The 21,789-nt window shown below is 42.7% G+C and carries 13 protein-coding genes; 4 read left to right on the forward strand and 9 right to left on the reverse strand.

The features are described from left to right. Window positions 1-30 precede the first annotated feature (30 nt). The 4 genes from AC1DPZ_RS07185 to AC1DPZ_RS07200 form a co-directional block, all read right to left on the reverse strand. On the reverse strand, window positions 31-513 hold the full coding sequence (locus tag AC1DPZ_RS07185; protein WP_477402241.1) for a cyclophilin-like fold protein: 483 nt from the start codon (window positions 511-513) through the stop codon (window positions 31-33). Window positions 514-637: 124 nt separating this feature from the next. Continuing rightward, entirely contained in the window at window positions 638-1,033 is a 396-nt protein-coding gene (locus AC1DPZ_RS07190; protein ID WP_477402243.1) for a (R)-mandelonitrile lyase, read from the reverse strand. 86 nt (window positions 1,034-1,119) lie between these two features. Continuing rightward, complete coding sequence (locus tag AC1DPZ_RS07195; RefSeq protein ID WP_477402244.1) at window positions 1,120-3,387, reverse strand: MFS transporter; 2,268 nt, start codon at window positions 3,385-3,387, stop codon at window positions 1,120-1,122. Window positions 3,388-3,398: 11 nt separating this feature from the next. Then, window positions 3,399-4,631 (reverse strand): NAD(P)-dependent alcohol dehydrogenase, encoded by a 1,233-nt coding sequence (locus tag AC1DPZ_RS07200; RefSeq protein ID WP_477402245.1) that lies wholly within the window; start codon window positions 4,629-4,631, stop codon window positions 3,399-3,401. A gap of 775 nt (window positions 4,632-5,406) precedes the next feature. On the opposite strand from AC1DPZ_RS07200, the gene AC1DPZ_RS07205 reads away from it, so the two are divergent. Further along, window positions 5,407-7,383, forward strand: a complete 1,977-nt coding sequence (locus AC1DPZ_RS07205; RefSeq protein ID WP_477402247.1) for a glycoside hydrolase family 97 protein — start codon at window positions 5,407-5,409, stop codon at window positions 7,381-7,383. 218 nt (window positions 7,384-7,601) lie between these two features. On the opposite strand, the gene AC1DPZ_RS07210 is transcribed toward AC1DPZ_RS07205, so the two are convergent. Together AC1DPZ_RS07210 and AC1DPZ_RS07215 are read right to left on the reverse strand one after the other, a co-directional pair. Continuing rightward, entirely contained in the window at window positions 7,602-8,231 is a 630-nt protein-coding gene (locus AC1DPZ_RS07210) for a Rossmann-fold NAD(P)-binding domain-containing protein (protein ID WP_477402248.1), read from the reverse strand. Further along, window positions 8,225-8,380 (reverse strand): hypothetical protein, encoded by a 156-nt coding sequence (locus AC1DPZ_RS07215; protein WP_477402249.1) that lies wholly within the window; start codon window positions 8,378-8,380, stop codon window positions 8,225-8,227. The genes AC1DPZ_RS07210 and AC1DPZ_RS07215 overlap by 7 nt, the downstream gene beginning before the upstream one ends. A gap of 690 nt (window positions 8,381-9,070) precedes the next feature. On the opposite strand from AC1DPZ_RS07215, the gene AC1DPZ_RS07220 reads away from it, so the two are divergent. Then, the gene (locus AC1DPZ_RS07220; protein WP_477402250.1) at window positions 9,071-10,843 is read left to right on the forward strand and encodes an RICIN domain-containing protein; all 1,773 of its coding nucleotides are present in this window, start codon (window positions 9,071-9,073) and stop codon (window positions 10,841-10,843) included. A gap of 508 nt (window positions 10,844-11,351) precedes the next feature. Here the strand turns inward: AC1DPZ_RS07220 and AC1DPZ_RS07225 are convergent. The 3 genes from AC1DPZ_RS07225 to AC1DPZ_RS07235 all read right to left on the reverse strand — a co-directional run bounded on the left by AC1DPZ_RS07225 (window position 11,352) and on the right by AC1DPZ_RS07235 (window position 17,584). After that, a complete protein-coding gene (locus AC1DPZ_RS07225; RefSeq protein WP_477402251.1) occupies window positions 11,352-12,353 on the reverse strand; it encodes a glycoside hydrolase family 43 protein in 1,002 nt (333 codons plus the stop codon). 249 nt (window positions 12,354-12,602) lie between these two features. Further along, window positions 12,603-14,378, reverse strand: a complete 1,776-nt coding sequence (locus AC1DPZ_RS07230) for a RagB/SusD family nutrient uptake outer membrane protein (protein WP_477402253.1) — start codon at window positions 14,376-14,378, stop codon at window positions 12,603-12,605. Window positions 14,379-14,389: 11 nt separating this feature from the next. Beyond that, complete coding sequence (locus tag AC1DPZ_RS07235; protein WP_477402254.1) at window positions 14,390-17,584, reverse strand: SusC/RagA family TonB-linked outer membrane protein; 3,195 nt, start codon at window positions 17,582-17,584, stop codon at window positions 14,390-14,392. Between the two features lie 1,553 nt (window positions 17,585-19,137). On the opposite strand from AC1DPZ_RS07235, the gene AC1DPZ_RS07240 reads away from it, so the two are divergent. After that, the gene (locus tag AC1DPZ_RS07240) at window positions 19,138-20,250 is read left to right on the forward strand and encodes an exo-alpha-sialidase (RefSeq protein WP_477402255.1); all 1,113 of its coding nucleotides are present in this window, start codon (window positions 19,138-19,140) and stop codon (window positions 20,248-20,250) included. 197 nt (window positions 20,251-20,447) lie between these two features. After that, a complete protein-coding gene (gene mgrA, locus AC1DPZ_RS07245; RefSeq protein WP_477402256.1) occupies window positions 20,448-21,440 on the forward strand; it encodes an L-glyceraldehyde 3-phosphate reductase in 993 nt (330 codons plus the stop codon). The last annotated feature ends 349 nt before the right edge of the window (window positions 21,441-21,789 follow it).

A 21,789-nucleotide genomic window follows, 5' to 3' on the forward strand; every position in this document is an offset into this window, starting at 1 on the left:
GCATTCTATATCTCAAGCTTATTCATTTAATTACTGCTCAAAACGAACAGTAACGTCGCCCGAACCAACCGCGGCTGCGAGCCCTGTTGTATCCGCGATCTGGCCAAGCTTAGTATAACTGTACCGCGTAGAAAATGACTTATAGAACAGCACCAATGTGTTGGCACTCCAAATCATCAAGTCACCATTTTTAATACTACGAGGATCATAAACATGAAGCGGCAGCTTACCATTTATATCGCCGTGTTTTTCATTCCCGTTTAGTTCCCCCATTTTGATCGTAAGCGGCAACAGCGCTTTAAACGCTGTTGCAGTCTCATTATCTTCAAGCACGGCAGTAAAAGTTTTCAAACCTATTTTTACTTTTATGATATCAGATTTCATTATATTTTTTTTGTTGATTCTATAACCTGGTTCGGCCGGAATGGGGTAGCCAAAGTTTTGAAAAGGGACCAGGCAAGCCGCTCTTGCAAGCAGGAGGCAGGCTAGGATGGCCGTGTATTTCTTATTCATATCGTTAAGTTTAATAGCGGATTACTTCATAAGCGACTGTTTTTTTTTCATACAATATTTAACCGCAATTCATGGGCTACTTGATTTTAATATTTAAGATAATCTGCCTTTTGAATGTTATGGATTATTTTACGTATTGTTCATCAGTAACTTTCTCCATCCAGGTAACGACCTGGCCGTTCACTTCCTCGTGAATGGCAATATGGCTCATCGCCTTTCCCGGCGAAGCACCGTGCCAGTGTTTTTCATTCGCTTCAAACCAAATAACATCGCCTGGGCTTACCTCTTCGATGGGACCATCCTCACGTTGTACCCAGCCGAGACCGGAGATCACGATAAGCGTTTGACCAGCCGGATGCGTATGCCACGCTGTTCTGGCACCTGGCTCAAAAGTCACCAGAGCGCCGGCACCTTTGGTAGTCTCTTTCTTCGAGAACAAAGGGTCAATCCGCACGGCACCTGTAAACCAGGCCTCCGGGCCTTTTGCTGAGGCTTGTACTCCATTTTTTATAATTTCCATATTAAAGATTTTTAGATATTATATATCTGTTTGTACTTCTATCTATAAGTATGTTTAACCTGTTTAGTTCTGATATCTTCAAAAAATTAAAGATTTTTGGTGAAAAAGGCTGTCAGTTTATCAAAGGGAATCAGATCTGTTTTATCATATAAATCTACATGCCCTGCATTCGGAACGATCAGTAACTCTTTAGGCTGGCCAGCTAATTTGTATGCATCCTCGCTGAACTCCCTGGAGTGTGCCTGATCTCCTGTAATAAATAACATCGGACGCGGGGAAATGGTTTCAATGTCATTGAACGGGTAAAAGTTCATGAATTTAGTGTTGCTGCTCAGTGTGGGATGTGTCGTCAGCTTTGGTGAGCCACCTTTTGGTGTGTACTCGCCACGTGGCATACGGTAAAAATCATAGAATTCCCGCTGGATCGGGTCTGTGGTTTCCTCAAGTTTGTGCACAGTTCCGCTGGTATATTTGGTTTCACCACCGTTAAATTCAATATAACGCTGTTCCGCAGCAGCAGCGATAATTTGTTTGCGCTCCTCCAGCGTTAAGGAATGGTGAAGCGCATTGCGGTTTGCCGAACCCATATCATACATACTAACGGTTGCAATAGCTTTCAAACGGGGATCGATCTTTGCTGCACTGATAACAAAACTTCCGCTTCCACACACGCCGATTATGCCGATCTTTTCCCTGTTCACGAATGGCCGGGTACCCAGAAAGTCAACTGCGGCGCTAAAATCCTCGGCATAAACATCCGGAAGAACTGCATTACGGGGTTGGCCCTCGCTTTCACCCCAAAAGGACACATCAATGGCTAAGGTTATAAAACCGCGGTCAGCCATCGTGGAGGCATAAACGTCGGCGCTTTGTTCTTTTACTGCCCCCATAGGATGCCCAACTATAATCGCTGCATGCTTTTGATTCCTGTCCAGGTTTTTAGGTATGAAAAGATGCCCGGCAACTTTCATCTGATATTGGTTGTTAAAAGTAACCGCGTAGAGCGTCACTTTATCGCTTACTTTAAAGGTGGTATACTCCTTTGCTGAAATCTCTTTCATAGTTACTGTCTTTGGTTTGTTAACGTTTTGTGCCTTAGCCTGTCCCCATAACATTAGGGAAGCGGCAATCATTATTGTTATTTTACTCATTATTAATTTATCTGTTATTTTTGAAATAACCTGTTTTCTGAATGCAAGCATGGCTATTAATGCCGCTATAAGCGTAAAAATACTACTGCTGATAAAAACGCCCTTCGTGCCGGTGAGATCAAAGATATAACCGCCTATGGCTGCCCCGGCAGTGATACCTAATTGTATAGTAGCGATCTGAATTCCACCACCACTTTCCAGTTCATCCGGAATGGTACGGGTAAGCCAGGCCGTCCAACCTACCTGCACAACACCGAAAACCATACCCCACAATGCGATCAATGAAGAAGCTACAAAAGTAAATTGCCCTGAAACTACCAGACCGGCTACTATAACCCCCATTAACAGTGGCGCAATTGATAATGAACGGTAAATATTCCATTCCAACAAGTATCTCGCGAGCGTAGTCCCCACCAGGTTGGCGATGCCGAAGCCCAGCAGGATTGTAGAAAGTGTGTTTTCATTTACGCCTGTTACCGTTTCTAAAAACGGACGCAGGTAAGTGAAGAATGTGGCGTAGCCAACGAATACAAACATGGTGGCCAGCATACCAGCTTTGATATACGGGCGTTTTAAAACGTGTAGCAAGGTGCTCAGCTTCGCAGGCTTTTCCGTAGGCATCGACGGGAGCGTTATAGCCTGCCATATGAAAGCAAATACACCTAATACAGCTGCAATTAGGAACACGTTGCGCCAACCAATGTGAGCACCCAGGTAACTGCCCATTGGCGCAGCCACAACGGTAGCAACAGACACCGACCCGAAAATGACAGAAAGAGCCTTGGGCACGAGTTCTTTAGATACCAGGCGTATTGCAGTCGCCGCCGCCATCGACCAAAAGCCACCAATGCCAATGCCTAAAAGAACCCGGCCAGCTAAAAGTAATGCAAAATTCGGGGAGTAAGATACCAAGAGATTCGACACGATCTGGAGTAAGCCAAAAGACAACAGCACCCATCGCCTGTTTACTTGCTTGGTAGCTGATGGCATAAGCAAACTAGCGACCATAGCTACTACAGCAGTTACTGATATGGCCTGCCCCGCTACACCCTCGGTTACTTTCAAGTCTTTTGCCATTGGCGTTAATAAGCTTACTGGTAAGAACTCCGATGTAATCAAGCCAGCAACGGCCAGCGCCACAGCAAATACCGCGCTCCACAATGGCTGTGGTTTATCTTCCTTATAATTTTTCTGTTCCGTCATTGATATTCTATTTACACCGATTGTACATCGATAACATACCGGTAACGTGCTTTTCTATCGACAACCTGTTTCCAGGCGTTATCAATTCCCTTCATCGGTATCTTGACAATTTCCGGTTTGATATGATTTAAGGCGCAGAAATTAATCATATCCTGTGTTTCCTGTATCCCACCTGTATTTGATCCGGCGATGGCGTTCCTAAACATGACAAGGCTCATCTGACCAGTTTCAATATCATCAGAAACCTTACCTACCCCAACACGGCAAAAAGTCGCATCACGTTTAAGCAGCGGAATAAAGGGTTTGATATTATGTATGTAAGGGATGGTATCAAGCGCAAAGTCAAATTGATGGTTGTAGGCAGAAAAATCAGCACCTTCTTTATTGATAACAACATTTGTTGCACCAAACCTTTTAGCGTCATCGACCTTATCAGCAGAGGTCGTAAAGACGGTTACTTCTGCGCCCAATGCTTTGGCCAGTTTTACAGCTATATGTCCTAATCCTCCCATACCCAAAATAGCCACTTTCATTCCGGTTGTTACGCCCCATCTGCGAAGCGGCGAATAGACTGTGATACCCGCACACAAAAGTGGGCCTGCTTCCGCGAGATCCATAGCTTCAGGTATATTGATGACGAAATCTTCATCCACAACGACAAAGGTGGAGTAACCGCCCTGGGTAATCGAGCCATCTCTGTCTTTTGAACCATAGGTTTGTACATTGCCGTTCAGGCAATAATTTTCATGCCCGGCCTCGCACTCGGAACAATGCCGGCAGGAATTAACCATGGTGCCTACACCAACCCGCGCACCAACATTGAATTTACTGGCGCTTGACCCTACAGCTATTACCTCACCGGCAAGCTCATGACCAACAATTTGAGGAAAATGAACTTTCCCCCAGTCTTCATGTATCGTATGAATATCAGAGTGGCAAACGCCGCAATAATGGAGTTTGATCGCTACATCTTTCGGCCCTAAGGCCCTGCGTTCGAAAGTCATGAGTTTCAGCGGGCCGTCGGGCGAATAAGCCGCCATTCCCTTTGCTGCAATAGGGTCCGAATTATTCCTGCTGGTTACGCCTGTGTTAATTTTCTTTGTTGTCTGCGCATCAGCAAACGGAGCAAGGAATGTACTGCCGGCAACCAGACCGGCGGTAGTTAATGCTGATTTAGTTAGAAAATCTCTCCGCCCTATCCCGTTATTATTCTTATTTTCTTCGTTGTTTTTATTGTTTTCCATGATAGATGTATTGACTTGGTATTGCTTATTTAATTATCGTTATTCAGGTTTCCCGTTCTGCCACCGGCAACAAAGGCAACTTTACCCTTGAATATTCCATTCTATTTGATTGCCATCTTTTTTGATTTATTACAGTTGTTTTTATACAATACAAAATTACCCTGATGGCACTTTACGGTAATAAAAACAATCAAAGGAATGATTAAGGAAATCAAATAATTCACAAGCTCGCTGAAGAAGTAGGCGAAAACCGTTTAAGATTCGGTGAGAGATAGACATCTACGGCAAACCATCAATTCAGATCTTATCCAGACTGGTAAACACAAATACAGTCACACGCTCGGACCATTCGCGTCGAATACCAAAGCTTACACGGGATGGGCAATCTTTTAATAGACAGGCTATAAATCAGCAATAATTGCAGTTATTCGGGCTGGTTTCCAGAAAAGAATAATTCCGAACAAGCTGCTTGCGGAATATTCAAGCGGTTACAATTTAGGTACTGCTTTTTTGACATCAACTAAAGGGTCAATCGGACAGATCCTCATTCTTTGCTTAACATTTATATTATAAATATAATCAAACCTGTTAACAAGAATAAGACAGTTCATCTATCTTTCCTTCATTTTTAAACCCTCATAGTAAGATAACTTGGAAAGTTTGTTATAATTGTCAAATGCTTATATACCAGTTACCTTAACTTACAGCAACCTTAAACTAGCTGTCAGACGGATGGCAAATGCAACAAATTCCCTTATTTAATTAATCAAAACTGATGAACTTTAAAACTTTAATCTTCTTAAGCCTAACACTTTTTGCATTTGCATCATTCGCCCAGCCATCCAAAAACTACCAATTACGATCTCCTGATGGAGCGATTAGTTTAATTGTCACAAGCGGAAAAGCCATTAGCTGGACAGTTAGTCATAGCGGTACCGAAATTATTACGCCTTCCGAAATTTCCGTTACGCTGGCTAATGGTATCGTATTAGGTAAAGGCCCGCAAATTGTAAGCGCTAAAGCAATTACTGTAAGTGAAATCATCAACACTCCTATTTATAAAAAACATCAGGTGCTGAATAATTGCAACCAGCTTACAATTCTTTTTAAAGGGAATTATGGTTTGATATTCAGAGCCTATAATGACGGAGTGGCTTACCGCTTTTTTACCGCGCGAAAAGATAGTATAACGATTATTAATGAGGAAGCTAACTTCAATTTCAAGGAGGATTACAATGCATTGCTCCCTTTTGTGAATGATTATCGAAATCATGATAAATTCACTACATCCTTCGAAGCGCATTACAACAACATGAAGCTCTCTGCACTAACACGGGATTCACTGGCATTTTTACCTGTTTTAGTAGACATTGGCAATAATAAAAAAGCTGTAATATTGGAGGCCGATGTGCAGGACTACCCTGGTATGTATATAACATCAGGCGGAAACAAAAGCCTCCAGGGCGAATTTGCAAAGTACCCTACCGAGGAAACAACCGGTGGATATCATAACATCAATTACGTAGTAAATAAGCGTGCCGGTTACATTGCAAAAACACCGGGTACCCGCCAGTTTCCATGGCGCGTAATCATTATCAGTGATGCCGATAAAAAGCTGGCCGACAATGACATGATGCAAAAGCTGGCAGAGCCGTCGCGGATAAAAGATTATTCATGGATAAGGCCCGGTAAAGTAGCCTGGGACTGGTGGAACGACTGGAATCTTTCACATGTTGACTTTAAAGCCGGTGTCAATGTACCTACTTACAAATATTATATTGATTTTGCCGCTGCCGATAAGCTCGAATATATAATTATAGACGAAGGCTGGTCGGCAGAGGCCGATCTGAATGACTTCAAAATGGATGTACAGCAACTTGTCGATTATGCCCATGGTAAAAATGTCGGGATTATCTTGTGGTCCAGCTGGTATGCATTACATCAGAATGTTGACGCGCTGTTCAGTAGGTTTGCTAAAATGGGAGTTAAGGGATTCAAAATTGATTTTATTGATCGCGACGACCAAAAGATGGTAAGTTCTTTATATCAGATCGCCCAGAAGGCAGCTGAACATCATCTAATCATCGATTTTCATGGTATGTATAAACCCAGCGGCCTGCAGCGCACTTATCCCAATGTGGTCAATTTCGAAGGCGTCAAGGGATTGGAAAATATGAAATGGGGAACCACGGATCAGCCGGTTTATGATGTAACGATTCCTTTTATCCGCATGGTTTCCGGGCCTATGGACTATACACCCGGAGGCATGCGTAATGCGAGTAAGGATAGCTATCGACCGGTAAATTCGAATCCCATGACACAGGGTACGCGTTGCCACCAAATGGCCATGTACACGGTTTTTGAGGCACCGTTGCAGATGCTTGCAGACAACCCAACCATATACCAGCGCGAACAGGAATGTACGGATTATATTGCGGCCGTGCCCACAACATTTGATGAGACTATAGCTTTAGGCGGAAAAGTTGGCGAATATATCAGCATGGCACGCCGAAAAGGCACAACGTGGTATAGCGGAGCGATGACTAACTGGGATCCAAGAGAAATAACGATAGATCTTTCCTTTTTAGGGCAAGGCAATTACCGTGCTATTGTGTTCGAAGATGGAATAAATGCAAATAAGGATGCGACTGATTATAAAAAAACAATAACGAATCTAAGTTCAAAAGATAAACTAACTATACACATGGCCTCGGGCGGTGGATGGGCATCGCGGTTCGAAAAGATAAATTAATAATACATATAACTCCTGTAACCCGGGAAGGGTAGCATGGTTTACAAGGCAACATTCAGCATACCTGGCGGACACGCTGAAAACTCCTTTATTTATAGTGAAATGAGAAAGTAACCTGAGATGATAGCCCGGCAAAAAAGCGACGGACATCTAATGATTTTTAGTGCACTATTACAGATGGTTTAGTTGGGCGTTAACTTTGCATTCATTGGTTTTTATCAGGGCCGGCTCTCGTCGAAGCTCACGCCTGTCAACTGCTCGCAGATTGAAAGGAATTTTTCCTTTACAGCAATATCATTCGCTGCCTGCAAATGATGAGCCTGGCGCTTATGATGGAAGTAATGACCACTTACGCATGCTTCACGATCATTACTTGCAGCAAGCCATACCTGTGTTTGAAAGCCTTTTTCCAGGCTGTCGGGCGCGCCTGCACCATCCATTTTTGTTGGCACCCAGCCCGGATCAACCGCATTGGCATATACACCAGCCCATTTGCGGGCTACAGCCATCGAGAGAATCAGATCATGCAGTTTTGTATCAGAATAAGTGACATGGCCGGAACCATTGTTTATGCCGGCCAGCAGATTATCAAACTTAACGCTCCCCTGAAGATGCATTCCGGAGCTCAGGTAAATCAGCCGTTCCGGTTTGTGCATTATAGCGGTTAGCATGTAAGGTGCAAGACTGTTCACTGTAAGTAATACCGGCAGCCCTTTCGTGCCAATGGCGCTCTTTGGTGCCTGGTAAACGCCCGCATTGTGAATAACCGCATCGAAAGTACTCAAGGCATTGGCTTTCAAAGCGAGTGCTTTGATTTCCTCGATACAGGCAAAGTCGGCGATCAACACATCTGCCGCACCGGGTGTTTGCTCCAGCGCCTGCTTGCCCCGCTCTGAATTGCGGGCATGAGGACGACCTCATGCCCCAGCGTTATTAAAGCTTTTGCTGTAAGTTGCCCAAGTCCGTCGGCTGATTCGGTAATAAATATCTTCGCCATATTATACTCGTTTTAATAGTGCAATCGTGTTATTAAAAGCTTTACTCCCATTTGAAGTTGACCATTATCTTTCCCGGACCGACAGGAACAGCGTTCTTCTTTATTGGTCAGGTTAGCTGAATAGATCTGTGACGGCTCATACTCCGGCTTTTTATATAATTGATCCTGCTTAGCCAATATACCTGGTTTGTAAACTTGCTCAGCCCAGTCTTCCAACCTGATATAATTAATACTGGAAAAGCGGATGTTACATGGCCCCACTTTTTATTATTCTCCCTCCTTGGTCTACGCATACCCTAAACAGCCTTGAAATTCAAAATCCTCCCTATTTTATTACCAATTCCACCCTTATGCAATTCATTTTTTGTATGCTTATTTGTCCCGCCAATTACAAGCAGATTATCATAAATGATATGCAAAAAAGATTTTAATCCTGGAATTGCTTCTGCACCAGGTGATCATATTTTGCTTAGACACGTTTCTGAAAAGTCGAGCCAGTTACAAAATAACGAGTGTATATAAACTTAGGATTGTCTATACAAATAGATTATTGCAAAAAAAATGATGCTTTTCATACGGTTGAATTAAACATTTTGATACGTAGGGTATGTTTCACATGTTTTTTCCGCCAACGATGTACTAGCTTCTTCATTACAGGAATTTACACGGGTTGTTGACGCCGCAAATGCGATGGAGATTGAGTTAGCTCAACATAATGTAATAGTAATTATTGATAAAGCATGGCCGGATGCCATACCCGAAAGAATTATTAACCAAATAACCCATATGAGTATGAAAATCAAATCAAATTATCCGCTTTTAGGAGGCCCCTTCCTTTTTACAAATTCCAGTCTTGGCAAGGGTGGCCATCAGCCCTTGAAAACCATGTTTCCACTTTTTAAACCCTCATTTTCCAGGTCTAAATTATTACTACTCGTGTCGGTAATCATGTGCTTTGCTGCCTGCAAGAAAAGTAACCTCATTAATGACAAAGCCGGCGCGGTCGCCCCTGTAATTAATCCGGGCATGATGACAAATTCTCTTGCGAGTGCATTTGGGCCAAGCACAATGTACACTCCGGCAGCAGGTGATCCTATTCCCGGAGCATTATATGGCAGGGCTGCCGAGCTTAATTATAGCGGTGCAGATAACGGCAAAATGTACGCTACTTTTGAACGATATTCCACCGGTCCCCAAACTTTCCCGATATTTGAAAGTATCGATGGCGGCGTAAGCTGGAACAAAGTATCTGACGTCACTGATCAGGTTAACGGAAGCGGCTGGCAAATGAAGTACGAGCCGATTTTGTACGAATTGCCTCAGCAAATTGGCAGTATGCCTGCAGGAACATTGCTCTGTACAGGCATTTGTTGCCCAAGTGACAATTCACAAACAAAGATCGATATTTATAAAAGCAATGATTTAGGCAGAACCTGGACATTTGTAAGTTCAGTTGCTACAGGAGGTGTTGTCAATTCAGATGGAACTCAGGATCCAATATGGGAACCGTTCTTAATGGTGGCTAATAATAAACTGATTTGTTATTACTCTGACGAAAGAGACCCGGCCAACAACCAAAAGTTAGTACATGAGACAACCACCGACGGCGTTACATGGAGCGCTGTAGTAAACGATGTAGCCCTTGGTACCACCCTGCGGCCGGGGATGGCAACAGTGGCAAAGATGGCGAACGGACAATATATCATGACTTATGAAGTTGTAAATGCTTCGGGGCAACCAACTAATTACAAAATATCTGCTGATGCCGAAAATTGGACTCCATCCAATGCGGGTACAAAAATTGCGAACGGGGGCTCTCCTTATATTGTTGCATTATCCGGCGGTAAATTGGTAATGAACAATGCTAATTCCGGGAGTGTTTATGTAAACATGACTAACGGAACAGGAACATGGACCTCCGTTAGTACTCCTATTGGTTCTGCCTATTCACGCGGATTGGTGCCTCTGGCCAATGGTAATTTGTTTATTATTTCCGGGGGAAAGGCCAACACCAAAAACAATATAACGTATGCGAGTATGGATATAGGGAACTACTGCAAGTTTATAAACCGGGCCAACGGGAAGTGTATTGATAACCTGGGGGTATTTTCAAATGGTTCAAACGTTTATCAATATACAAGTGGCGGATCTCCTAATCAAAACTGGCTAATTCAAAATACCGGTCAGGGATATTCAAAAATATCCTGCAGGACAGGAGGCAGTTATCTTGACGATATGAACAGAACCACTGATGGAAGCATTGTAGGGCAATACCAAGACGGTCCCAGCCAGAATCAACAATGGCAAATAGTAGATGCAGGCAGTGGATATGTGAAAATAATCAATAGAGCAAATGGGAAATGTATAGATAACGGGGGGCAGACGCCGGATGCCGCGCCGATGCAGATGTGGTACAATGGCGGCAGTTTTAACCAGCAATGGCAGAAGGTACCGGTTAACTAACACCAATAAGCCGTTCTGAAATACATAATAGTCAACAGAAAATCCCTGTCAGGTCATACTGCCAGGGATTTTTTGTTGACCCGATTGTATGGAACTATCAACAGGGTTCTTTTATGGGGCGGGAATCCAAAGTGACGACCTGGTAATCCTTTGCATTTCACTTGAAATTCAGACATTGAACACACGCAGATAGTTATCTGCTAAGAATGAACACCGAAGCAGTGATTTATTGAAGCGGGTAATTAATTCCCAGCAATTATTTGCAATAAAAAAATCAATTTGGAATGTCCAAATACTTCAAGTTCAACCTTATTCAAGAATAACTTGCGTTCTATAATAAATTAAAAAAACTCTTCGTCCGCTCAATTCCTATCGACTTTATAAAGCAATACTTTTTTTGCTTGCCTTAAATAGCTAAATAGCTCTCTTGCTTACTTTTCATAACTCATTAACAACCTGCTGTGTTGACGAAACAGAGATGGTCAACACAGAAGGTTTAGTCTTTGACTTATGGCCTATAGAGTTTGCCAACAATCAATTTGTCTCCTGTTAAATCAATTTCAAAAAAATGAGGCACACGATGAAAGCGACCTTTTCTGTTTTCATGGCTGTGAATAGACATCAACCATTTTCCTTCCAGGGTCTGGAACAACATTCCGTGTCCGAAATTGGGTGGGGTAACGGGTAATTTCTCCTGAAACCAGGGGCCATCCAATGTGCCACTCTGTGAATAGGCAACTCCTTGCATATAAATATCATCCACCCAACTGGTCCACAACATTCCAAGTCTATTGGTTCCGGTACGGAACAAATAGGGACCATCTGTCACTTTACTTCGCCGGACTTTCCCGTTTTTGTCTATTTCACGGCTCCAGGGAGAATCACTTGCACGGAACAATAATTTTCCTTCACCTACGGAACCGCTGAGATCCGGCTTCAACCCAATTTTTTCAATAGTGCCATTCCAATTCTGTAGCCATTCGTAACAATACACCATATACGGTTTTCCGTCCTTATCAACCCAGAAAGTCCCGTCCAGGGTCGGTTTATTGGCTGGCAGGTAAATAGAATCTTTCATAGGAACATAGGGGCCATCTGGCTTGTCGCTGACCAGCGCATGGCAAGCCCGACGTTCGATGGCGTTGCCTTTTACCTTGTCTATTATGACCGCTTTATTTGTAAACGTAGCAAAATAATAATACCTCCCTTTATACTTGTGAAGTTCAGCTGCCCATATCTGCGGATTCGGTCCCATCCATGACTTGGGATCTGTTTGCGTCACCTTATAAGGTCCGGCCCATAACTTCAGGTCTTTGCTTTTCCACATTTCCCCCCCGGTACCGGTCATGTAGTACATCTGCGTTTGCTGATCCGCCAAAATTGCGGGATCACTTAAAGTTATTGAATCCAAAGGCATATTCTCTCTAAATCTAAGATCAATCTTGCCTTGTGCAAATAAGTTACAAATGCATAAAATGAAACTCAGTATTGACAAACTAATGTATTTCATAACTATCTCCAATTTATTTAGTTCTCAAAAATACGGCGCTGCGGCCGGAGTGCTTTTTCTTTATCTTATTACGGCTTCGCCGGTATCTTTCACGATGTCTTTTCCTCCACTGATCTCCATAAATGGTTCATCTTAGTAGTTCAGAGTAGTTTAGAATCACCATCTTCGCATAAATTCCTGGAGGCCTGATTTTTTTTAAAGAAAAACCAACAAGCAAGCGTTCTCCGGACGCCCGCTTGATTGTTTCACTTAATACCCGGGGTTTTCAACCAATTTAGGGTCATTTGCAATCCTGTCCGGCGTTATAGGATGATAATAATGCCTTTGCTGGAACAGCCTGCTGTAACCATCCACCTGATCTACAAATTTCAACCTATATTTTCCGGTCGACGCTTCTAAATAATACACCATACCTGAAAAACTCTTTGATAAATCGGTAACCGCTGTCCTCCATCTTCTTACATCCCACATTCGATGGTGCTCAAATGCTAATTCAACGCGCCTTTCATTCCTGATATCATTAAGTGTCAGGGTCGCCTTGTTGACAATTCCGGCTCTTGCTCGTAATTGGTTTATCGCATTCAATGCATCCGACGATTTATTTAGTTCAAAAGCAGCTTCAGCGAAATTGAGTAAAATCTCACCATATCTAAAAACAATAAAATCAGTTTGAGACTGACCCGCATTGGGTAGTACCAGCTGTTCATCATAGTATTTTTTTGGAGTAAATCCAGTCATCGCGTAAGGACCGCCGCCTGGTGAACAGGCTACTTTTCCGTTAACCGTCTGATTAGGACTTGTTAAAAGCTGATCTACTCCGCCATTTGATACCCACGTCCCCGAATACCTTTCAATCTTCTTTCCTTGCCACGGCGAATCCTGATAAAGAACAGATCCATTAAAGCGGGGGTCTTTATTTTTGAAAAGGTTAATAATATCATATGCCCCCTGGCTCAATGCAGCACGGTCTAATTTGCCGGACGAACCATCTATATTTTCAAAAGCTTCCACTTCCTCTAAGAGCACATTGACTTCCTGGCCCCATCCCACTGAAATGCCTTGAACAGCAAGCCAGAAATCTGTGGAATGCCCCTTGCCGCTGAGTCCATTGTACTGAACGGAGAAAATAGTTTCCACATTACGTTTATCCATAAACAATTGATAAAAGTTTTTCGCCTTATCACCAGGATATTTATTATACAATGCTATATTGCCCGTGCTCTGGGAATAGTCCATAATTTTCTTTGAGGCATCATAAGATTTTTGGAAATAATCATTTGCCTGATCACTTGGCAAGCCCACAATTCCATTGACTTGAACCTGGCCGTATTTGGCAATAGTGGCAGCGTATAGCATTGACCTGCTCATTAAAGCAAGCGCAGCGTATTTTGAGGCCCGGCCGTATTCTGTATTGGACCTCACATCAGGTAGTATTGAGTATATTTCATTTAACTCGGAGTAGATGAAATCATAAACTTCCTTTTCAGTATTTCTGGGCACAGCAAGTTGAGCGATGGGGTCAGTGATTTGTTGTACTTTTGTAATGAGTGGAACGCCGCCATATCTTTTTACCATTTCGAAATAGGCATACGCGCGAAGAAAGCGAACCTCCGCCGTGTAAACATTAATATCCGTTTTACTTAAAGTGCTGCTTCCAATTTTTTCAAGGAACTCGTTCATCCTGCGAACTGTGGGATATCCCCACCACTGATCATAGGTAGTGGTTGCATTCTCCAAACCCTTGTTGTAGATAACACGTTGATCCCAGTACCCGCCCTGCTGTACAGCTTCATCACAAAGCACATCCGGAAAATAAACAGCAGCGCCGAGCGGGTTCCAGTTCCATCCGGCATTATTCATATGCAATGGCAGTTCATTATACAAATTGTAAATGTACGCGTTTATTAACGCGGTGTCATTAAAGACAGCTCCGTCGGATATTCTGTCGATCGGTTTTTTATCGAGCAATTCCTTGGCACAGGAGGTCATGACCAAGGTTAGCATTATAAGTAAGTATTTTTTCATGACTGTATTTTTTAAAATTTAGCTCTTAATCCAAGTGTATAGGTTGACTGTTGAGGGTAGTACAATCCATTATTATAGCTGGGGGCTTCCGGATCATATCCAAAATGAGACAAATTATCGAAGGTTAACAAGTTTGTTCCTGCAATAAACACAGATACGTCAGGAAAACCATGTTTCGCCACGAGCTGCTTCGGTAAGGAATAGGCCAGCATTAGCGATTTTAGTCTTAAATAGGCTCCTGATTTATACCAAAAATCCGAAAACCTATTTTGATTGGCTGGTAAACCAATACTTGCTCTGGGATATTGTGCGTCAGGTCTTTCAGGCGTCCAGCGGTTTTTATAGAAGTATTCGTATCCATTCTGGTCTTGGGTAAATGTCGACTGGGCGTCGGCGGTGATCTGGAAGTTAAATCCGGTAGCTCCTTGCCATAGGGCGTTCAGGCTGAAATTTTTCCATGAAAAATCCATATTTAAACCATAATACCAGTTTGGGATCTGCCCGTTTCCAATCGAGGACTGATCTTTCCAATCGATTTTACCATCATTGTTGAGGTCTTTGTAGATCAAATCTCCCGGTTTCAGGGTTGTATTATTTGCCCCGTCCTGATTAATAGACCAACCGGCAATCTGTTGTTTTGATTGAAAGAAACCATCGGTTATATAGCCAAATGTTTGATCGACCCACTTCCCTGTGCGTTTGTAGATTCTGATTTGATCGGGATCCGTATATGTCGGCTCTTCGTAATGAAGCCATTTCGCCCTGGAATACGAAATATTACCTGTTAACCCGAGGTTAAAATCACCTAAATTTTTCCTGTATCCCAACACTAATTCAAATCCCCTGTTATCCTGACTATTGATATTTTCAGCAGGCAAAACTGCCCCGAATGAATAAGGTAAGGACGTTGCCTGGGTAGCCAATATCCCTTCACGTTTTCTATAAAACACGTCCATAGTTACACTGATTGCTCCAAACAAGCGGGTGTCCAAACCGACATTGTAGTTATGAAGATTTTCCCAGGTAATATAAGGGTTGGCTAATCCGGTACTTACAATGGTTTGCTGTGGAGAAGAGCCGACGATATAGGTGCCGTTGTATTGATAACCCGTTAGATATTGAAAATTTCCAGTATTGTCATTACCTGTATTACTATAGGATACTCTTAGTTTTAAATTATCAATCCAATGAAATTTAGACATGAATTTTTCCTGGGAAATAATCCACCCTAATGAGACGCTGGGAAAAAAGCCCCATCGGCGATCACTTGCAAATTTAGGTGAGCCATCATATCGAACGGTTGTTTCCAGCAAATACTTCGAATCAAACCCATAGTTAAGCCTCCCTATGTAACTTGCCCTTCCGTCTTCGTATGCGGTACCTGTTGTGGTTTGGTTATCCGTACCTCCGGCAAAAAGCTGTTGCACGGCTGTTGAAATATAGTTTATTCTGTTACCTGAAAAATTATTGCCATTCCCGCTGATTCCCTCAAACAACACCAATCCCTTCAGTGAATTTTTGCCGAATTTAGTGTCATAATTAAGGGAATATTGCTCGGTTGTTCGCCTGTTGTTTGCCTGGCTTTCTGTTAAAGCATTTAAACCGTTTACGCTTACCAGGCTATAAATATCGTGAGCACGGTCATAGTTATAAGTTGAGAATTGTTGAGACCAGTTTTTATTGTAGTCGTCATCTTTATAGTAAGTCAATCGCCCTTCTGCGTAGAGATTTTTTATAAAAGGAAAATCGTATCTCAGCTTAAAGGTGCCGGTAAAATAATTGCGTTCATCATTGACGTACCCAACCACATCCTTTTGGGTTGCATTCAATCCGTTTGCGCCCACTCGCCCCAGTGCCGGGTATTTGGTTGGATCGGGGTATGTAGCGCCATAGATAGGCTGACTTCTTAAAATATCGAGAAAAATATCATTTACGCTTATATTTGGATCACTTCTATTTTCTTTTCTGCCAGAAATATCAACAGAAGCCGATAGGGATTTATTAATTTTAACATCAAGATTTGAACGGACGTTATATCTGTTGAATCTGCTGTCTCCGCTTTTCCATAATCCGCCCTGGCTCGCCTGTCCGAGTGAAAAGAAATATTTTGCGCTTTCATTTCCACCATCGATATTAAGGTTATTTATTTGCTGGGGTGCAAATTTCCTTGTGGCAACTTTATACCAATTTGTATTTGGATAATTGGCCGGATCGTCCTGGCTTCTATAATGAGTTATCGCATCCTGACTGAACCTAAGATTTTGCGTGGCGACACCGTCATTCAGTTGAGCCTCATTATATAATTCTGCGTATTCGCCCGCATTCATCATCGCTGGATACCTTGTAGGTGTAGATAAGGTGTAGGCGGAGTTAAACGCTATCTTAGGTTTTCCGGAGGTTCCTCTTTTAGTAGTTACCAGGATTACACCGTTGCCAGCCTGTGCACCATATATAGCCGCTGATGCATCTTTCAGTACACTTATTGATTCTATGTCCTGCATATCAAGATTTCCGAAATTACCCTGTTGGGTGCCGTCCACAATAATAAGGGGAGAGCCGAATCCTCTTATACTCAGCGTCGGATCGTCGCTGCCCGGCTTACCCGATGATTGTTTTAGCACCAGACCGGGTAATTTGCCGGATAGCGCAGTTGTCGTATTTACAACCGTCATTTTTTCCAGCTCTTTGGCTTTTACACTTTCAACGGCACCAGTCAGGTTTATTTTTTTAGAAATGCCGTATCCAACAACCACAACAGCATCCAAATCTGTTTCTTCCGGAACAAGATTTAAATGAAGATCCTGCTGGTCTGCCACCGCAATTTCCTGCGTTTTATATCCTACATAGGTAAAAGTGATAATATCGCCAACATCGCCTGCTATTGAAAACTGACCTGCTTTATCTGTTGTCGTTACCCTCTTTTTACTTTTTATACTTACGGTAACACCAATCAGCGGCCGGCCGTCTTGTTCGGTTACTTTGCCTTTTATAGTATGGTCTGCAGGAACTCCGGATCCCTTCATTTCCCTTAATACATCAACAAATACTATATTTCTATGTTCTTTGGTTACCGGCAGATTAATGGCATTAGCCTGCGCTTGAAGGGTTATAAAAAAAAGCAAAATAAGCAGTAATCTATTGGTCAATAAATTTCTAAGCGTGAGGGATAATAATCCTATCCTCGTCGCTAAAATGTAATTTCTCATTACTTTTGGTTAGTTTAAAGTTTGTAATTGGGTATAATTAATTAGGAACTGAAACCGAATGCCGGGTTAGTAGCAGCTTTCCCGGTATTTTTTTCAGTTTTTTCGTTTAGTCTGAATTTAGTTTATAGGCGAAACCCTCCTCTCTTCGATTTTTAATTTTAGACAGTCACTCGTAATCCTGATTCATATTTATTTATAATTGTCGCTTTAGCCGGTAAATGTCGAACCGGCTCAATCAGCAAGGCTAAATAAGCTTTAATGAGATTGTCAAAAAGGGGTGTCTTTGGTATTTTTAGAGGGTAGAATTTTATTTAAACCACGTTAAAGCCTGCTTTTTACCCAAACCGGTCATTTTAGGAGCCCTTAGAAAACTTAAACAGCATACAATGCAGTACGTTAAATTCCCAATTAATGCACAAATCATACAGGCCAAACAAAGTCGCCCTCAGGAATATAGAACTTTATCCGTATCGCGCTTCAACTTTAAATCAGTTCATGCGCAATACCCGTGATCACTGTACGGCAATTCAATATTGTATAAGCTTTACGTTCCTGTTACGCTCTATATAAAAACAATCCACAGAGCAAACGGAAAATGTATAAACAACGGATGCCAAACGGCTGATGCGGCACCGATGCAGACGTTGGAAGTAGCAATAGCTTTAATCAGCAATGGCAGAAGATACTGTCAATTAGTATTGAACGGCATTGTGAAATAGTAACGGCTGTAAAAGACCCTTGTCAGATAATACTGGCAAGGGTCTTTTGATTTAGTCCGGGAGGCCGCGACGGCCACTCATTTACAACCCGATAAAAAATCGACATGTTTAGCAACCCGAATTAATTGTATATCTGCAGATCATGAAGTGCGATCATAAGTAGCTGGAGCGATATAACAGTACGGGCAATCTGCGGTTGTTTACAAAATATCACGCCATAGGGTAAATGCAGGTTTGATCAGAACGCTGAACGTAGTTGGACTTCGGGTACTTGTGCCGGAAAGGAAATAACCTATCCGGTTGATTTCCGAATAATCCGGTTATCAAGTCGGTTTAGCGTTGTCTGGTGATTTTGTCTTCGTAAATTATTGGTCATCCGGCTAAGTTGTGGAAGAATTTTTATTCCTGAATCGCAAGGAGGCATCCTGTTCTTCAAACAAGAAAATTTACCAAAAAAACCGTATTTCAGATTAAAATAAACCCTTTTATATTACCAATTCTACCCCTTTTTAACCCGTCTGTTGTCGGTTTATTTGCAACTGACAATTCCAAAAAACAAGTAGCTGCAGCCTCATTTAAAGTTGGTAGAAGCTACCGGGGCTCAAAGATGAATATTGTAAAAAAAATAAAAAGAGCAGGACTGACTGATCGGAAAATAAAACCCGAATGGATGCAATAATGGGGCGGACATATAACGCTTCACTGATGACGCTAATGATAAAAATTATTAACCATTTAACCGTTATAAGTATGAAAATTCAGTTAAATTACCCCATATTGCGCCTACGGACGCTAAAATCGATGTTTTTTCTTCCTGCAATCTTTTTTTTGATTGTGTTACCAGTATTGTTGTTAACTGCCTGTAAAAAAGGCAACTCAGTCAAAGACGAATCGCTTAATACCGTAACTATTCCCGACTCAGTAAAAAATTCTACCGGAAGCACATTCGGGCCGGGTACAATGTACACTCCTGCAGCCAGTGATCCTATGCCGGGGGCATTATATGCCAGGGCTGCGGAGCTTAGTCACAGCGGAAGAGATGATGGAAAAATGTATGCCACGTTTGAAAGATATTCATCCGCGGCTCAGGGATTTCCTATATTTGAAAGTACCGACGGCGGCGTCAGTTGGAGCAAAGTGGCTGATGTCACTGACCAGGTGAACGGAAGCGGCTGGCAAATGAAATTCGAGCCTTTTTTGTATGAATTGCCCCAACAAATTGGCAGCATGCCAGCAGGTACGTTGCTTTGTACCGGGATCAGTTGTCCCAGTGATTATTCCCACACAAAGATTGATATTTATAAAAGCAACAATCTCGGCAGAACCTGGAGCTTTGTAAGCTCCGTTGCTACGGGTGGTGTTGCTAATTCAGATGGAACGCAGGATCCTATCTGGGAACCATTCTTAATGGTGGCCAATAATAAACTGATTTGTTACTATTCGGATGAAAGAGACCCGGCCAACAACCAAAAGTTAGTCCATGAAACCTCCGCAGACGGTGTAGCATGGAGCTCGGTAGTAAATGACGTAGCATTAGGCACCACCCTCCGACCCGGGATGGCATCGGTAGCAAAAATGGCGAACGGGCAATATATTATGACTTATGAAGTGGTGAATGCTTCTGGTACACCAACGAACTACAAAATCTCTGCAGATGCTGAAAATTGGAACCCATCCAATGCCGGCACAACCATTGCAAACGGTGGTTCTCCTTATGTTGCAGAATTACCCAGTGGCAAACTGGTAATGAACAATGCTGGCTCCGGTAAAATTTTTGTAAACCAGAGCAATGGAACGGGTACATGGGCTTCTGATAATACCCCGATGGGTTTTGCCTATTCACGTGGATTGCTGCCGCTCAGCAATGGAAATTTATTTATTATTTCCGGGGGCTGGCTGTCCACCAGAAACAAGGTAACGTATGCAAGTGTAAACATAGGGGACTGACCTGGTTCTAAACAGTACAACACTGCATATATATTGATAATTCAAAAATATTTACAAATGGCTCAAACGTTTAGCAGTATACAAGCGGTGCACCCCGGGATCAGAACCGGCTCATTCAAAATACAGGACAGGAATGCACCCTATCCTGCCAAAAATTATATTTCAATTTCAAAAAATTCGTAATCATCAGATCTTATATGACATACTTACCTGACGGAAACAGATATAAAAAAATGCAATACCGGCGTTGCGGCAAAAGCGGAATTAAGCTGCCGGAAATTTCGCTCGGCCTTTGGCACAACTTCGGCTATGCGGATGATACAGACAACTTTCGCAAAATTTTACACCTTGCTTTTGACAGTGGCATCACCCATTTTGACCTCGCTAATAATTATGGGCCGCCGCCAGGCACGGCCGAAGAAAATTTCGGAAATATATTAAGAAGAGACTTCGCCGGCTACCGCGATGAGCTCATTATTAGCACCAAAGCCGGCTATACCATGTGGAGCGGCCCTTATGGCGACTGGGGATCAAAAAAATACTTGATTTCTAGCCTCGACCAAAGCTTAAAGCGCATGGGGCTGGAATATGTGGACATTTTTTATCATCATCGCCCGGATCCTGAAACAAGCCTCGAAGAAACCATGGACGCACTAAACCTGGTTATACGCCAGGGAAAAGCCCTTTATGCCGGAATATCCAACTATCCTGCCGATAAAGCAGAAAAGGCTTTCGCAATATTAAAAGACCTTCGCACTCCGTGCCTTATCCATCAGCCTAAATATTCGATGTTTGAACGCTGGGTTGAAGGAGGGTTACTGGATGTCTTAGAAAAAGACGGTGTAGGCTGTATTCCTTTTTCGCCGCTGGCCCAGGGCATGTTAACGGATAAATACCTGCACGGCATTCCGGAAGATTCACGGGCGGCGAGCTCGACCGGATTTCTGCAAACCAGCCACATCACACCGGAAAAACTCGAAAAAATAAAACAGCTTAACCAGCTTGCCCTGTCGCGCGGGCAAAGCCTTGCCCAAATGGCTATATCATGGCTGCTGAAAGATCACCGTGTAACATCCGTATTAATCGGCGCCAGCAGGCCCGCGCAACTTACAGACTCATTAAAAGCGTTGGATAATATTGCATTTTCCAGCGACGAACTGGCCAGAATTGAAACCATTCTGGCGAATTGACAGAAATGATTAGCTGATTGCGGTTAAGACTTATCCCGGTCAATTAGTCCGGCATTCGCTGAAAAAACCAATGAAAATTATAAAAAATCCTTGCCTGGTAAATATCCGGCAGGGTTTTTTGCCGGCACTATACCAGAAACCATCTTGATAAGCTCATCAAAAAAACCTATGCAAAACAACGGATCTGACGCCCCCTGGCAAATTATATGAAATCTGGTAATATAAATTTACAGGCCGGCACGTACTAAGGCAGTCGTTTATTTGCATCCAAAAATCCGCAATACGATTTTTTGCATGTAAAAAACCAATCAATTTCGGACGTCAATGATTGCTTCAATCGAAGTTCAGT

The sequence above is a fragment of the Mucilaginibacter sp. P4_G9 genome (assembly GCF_056400985.1).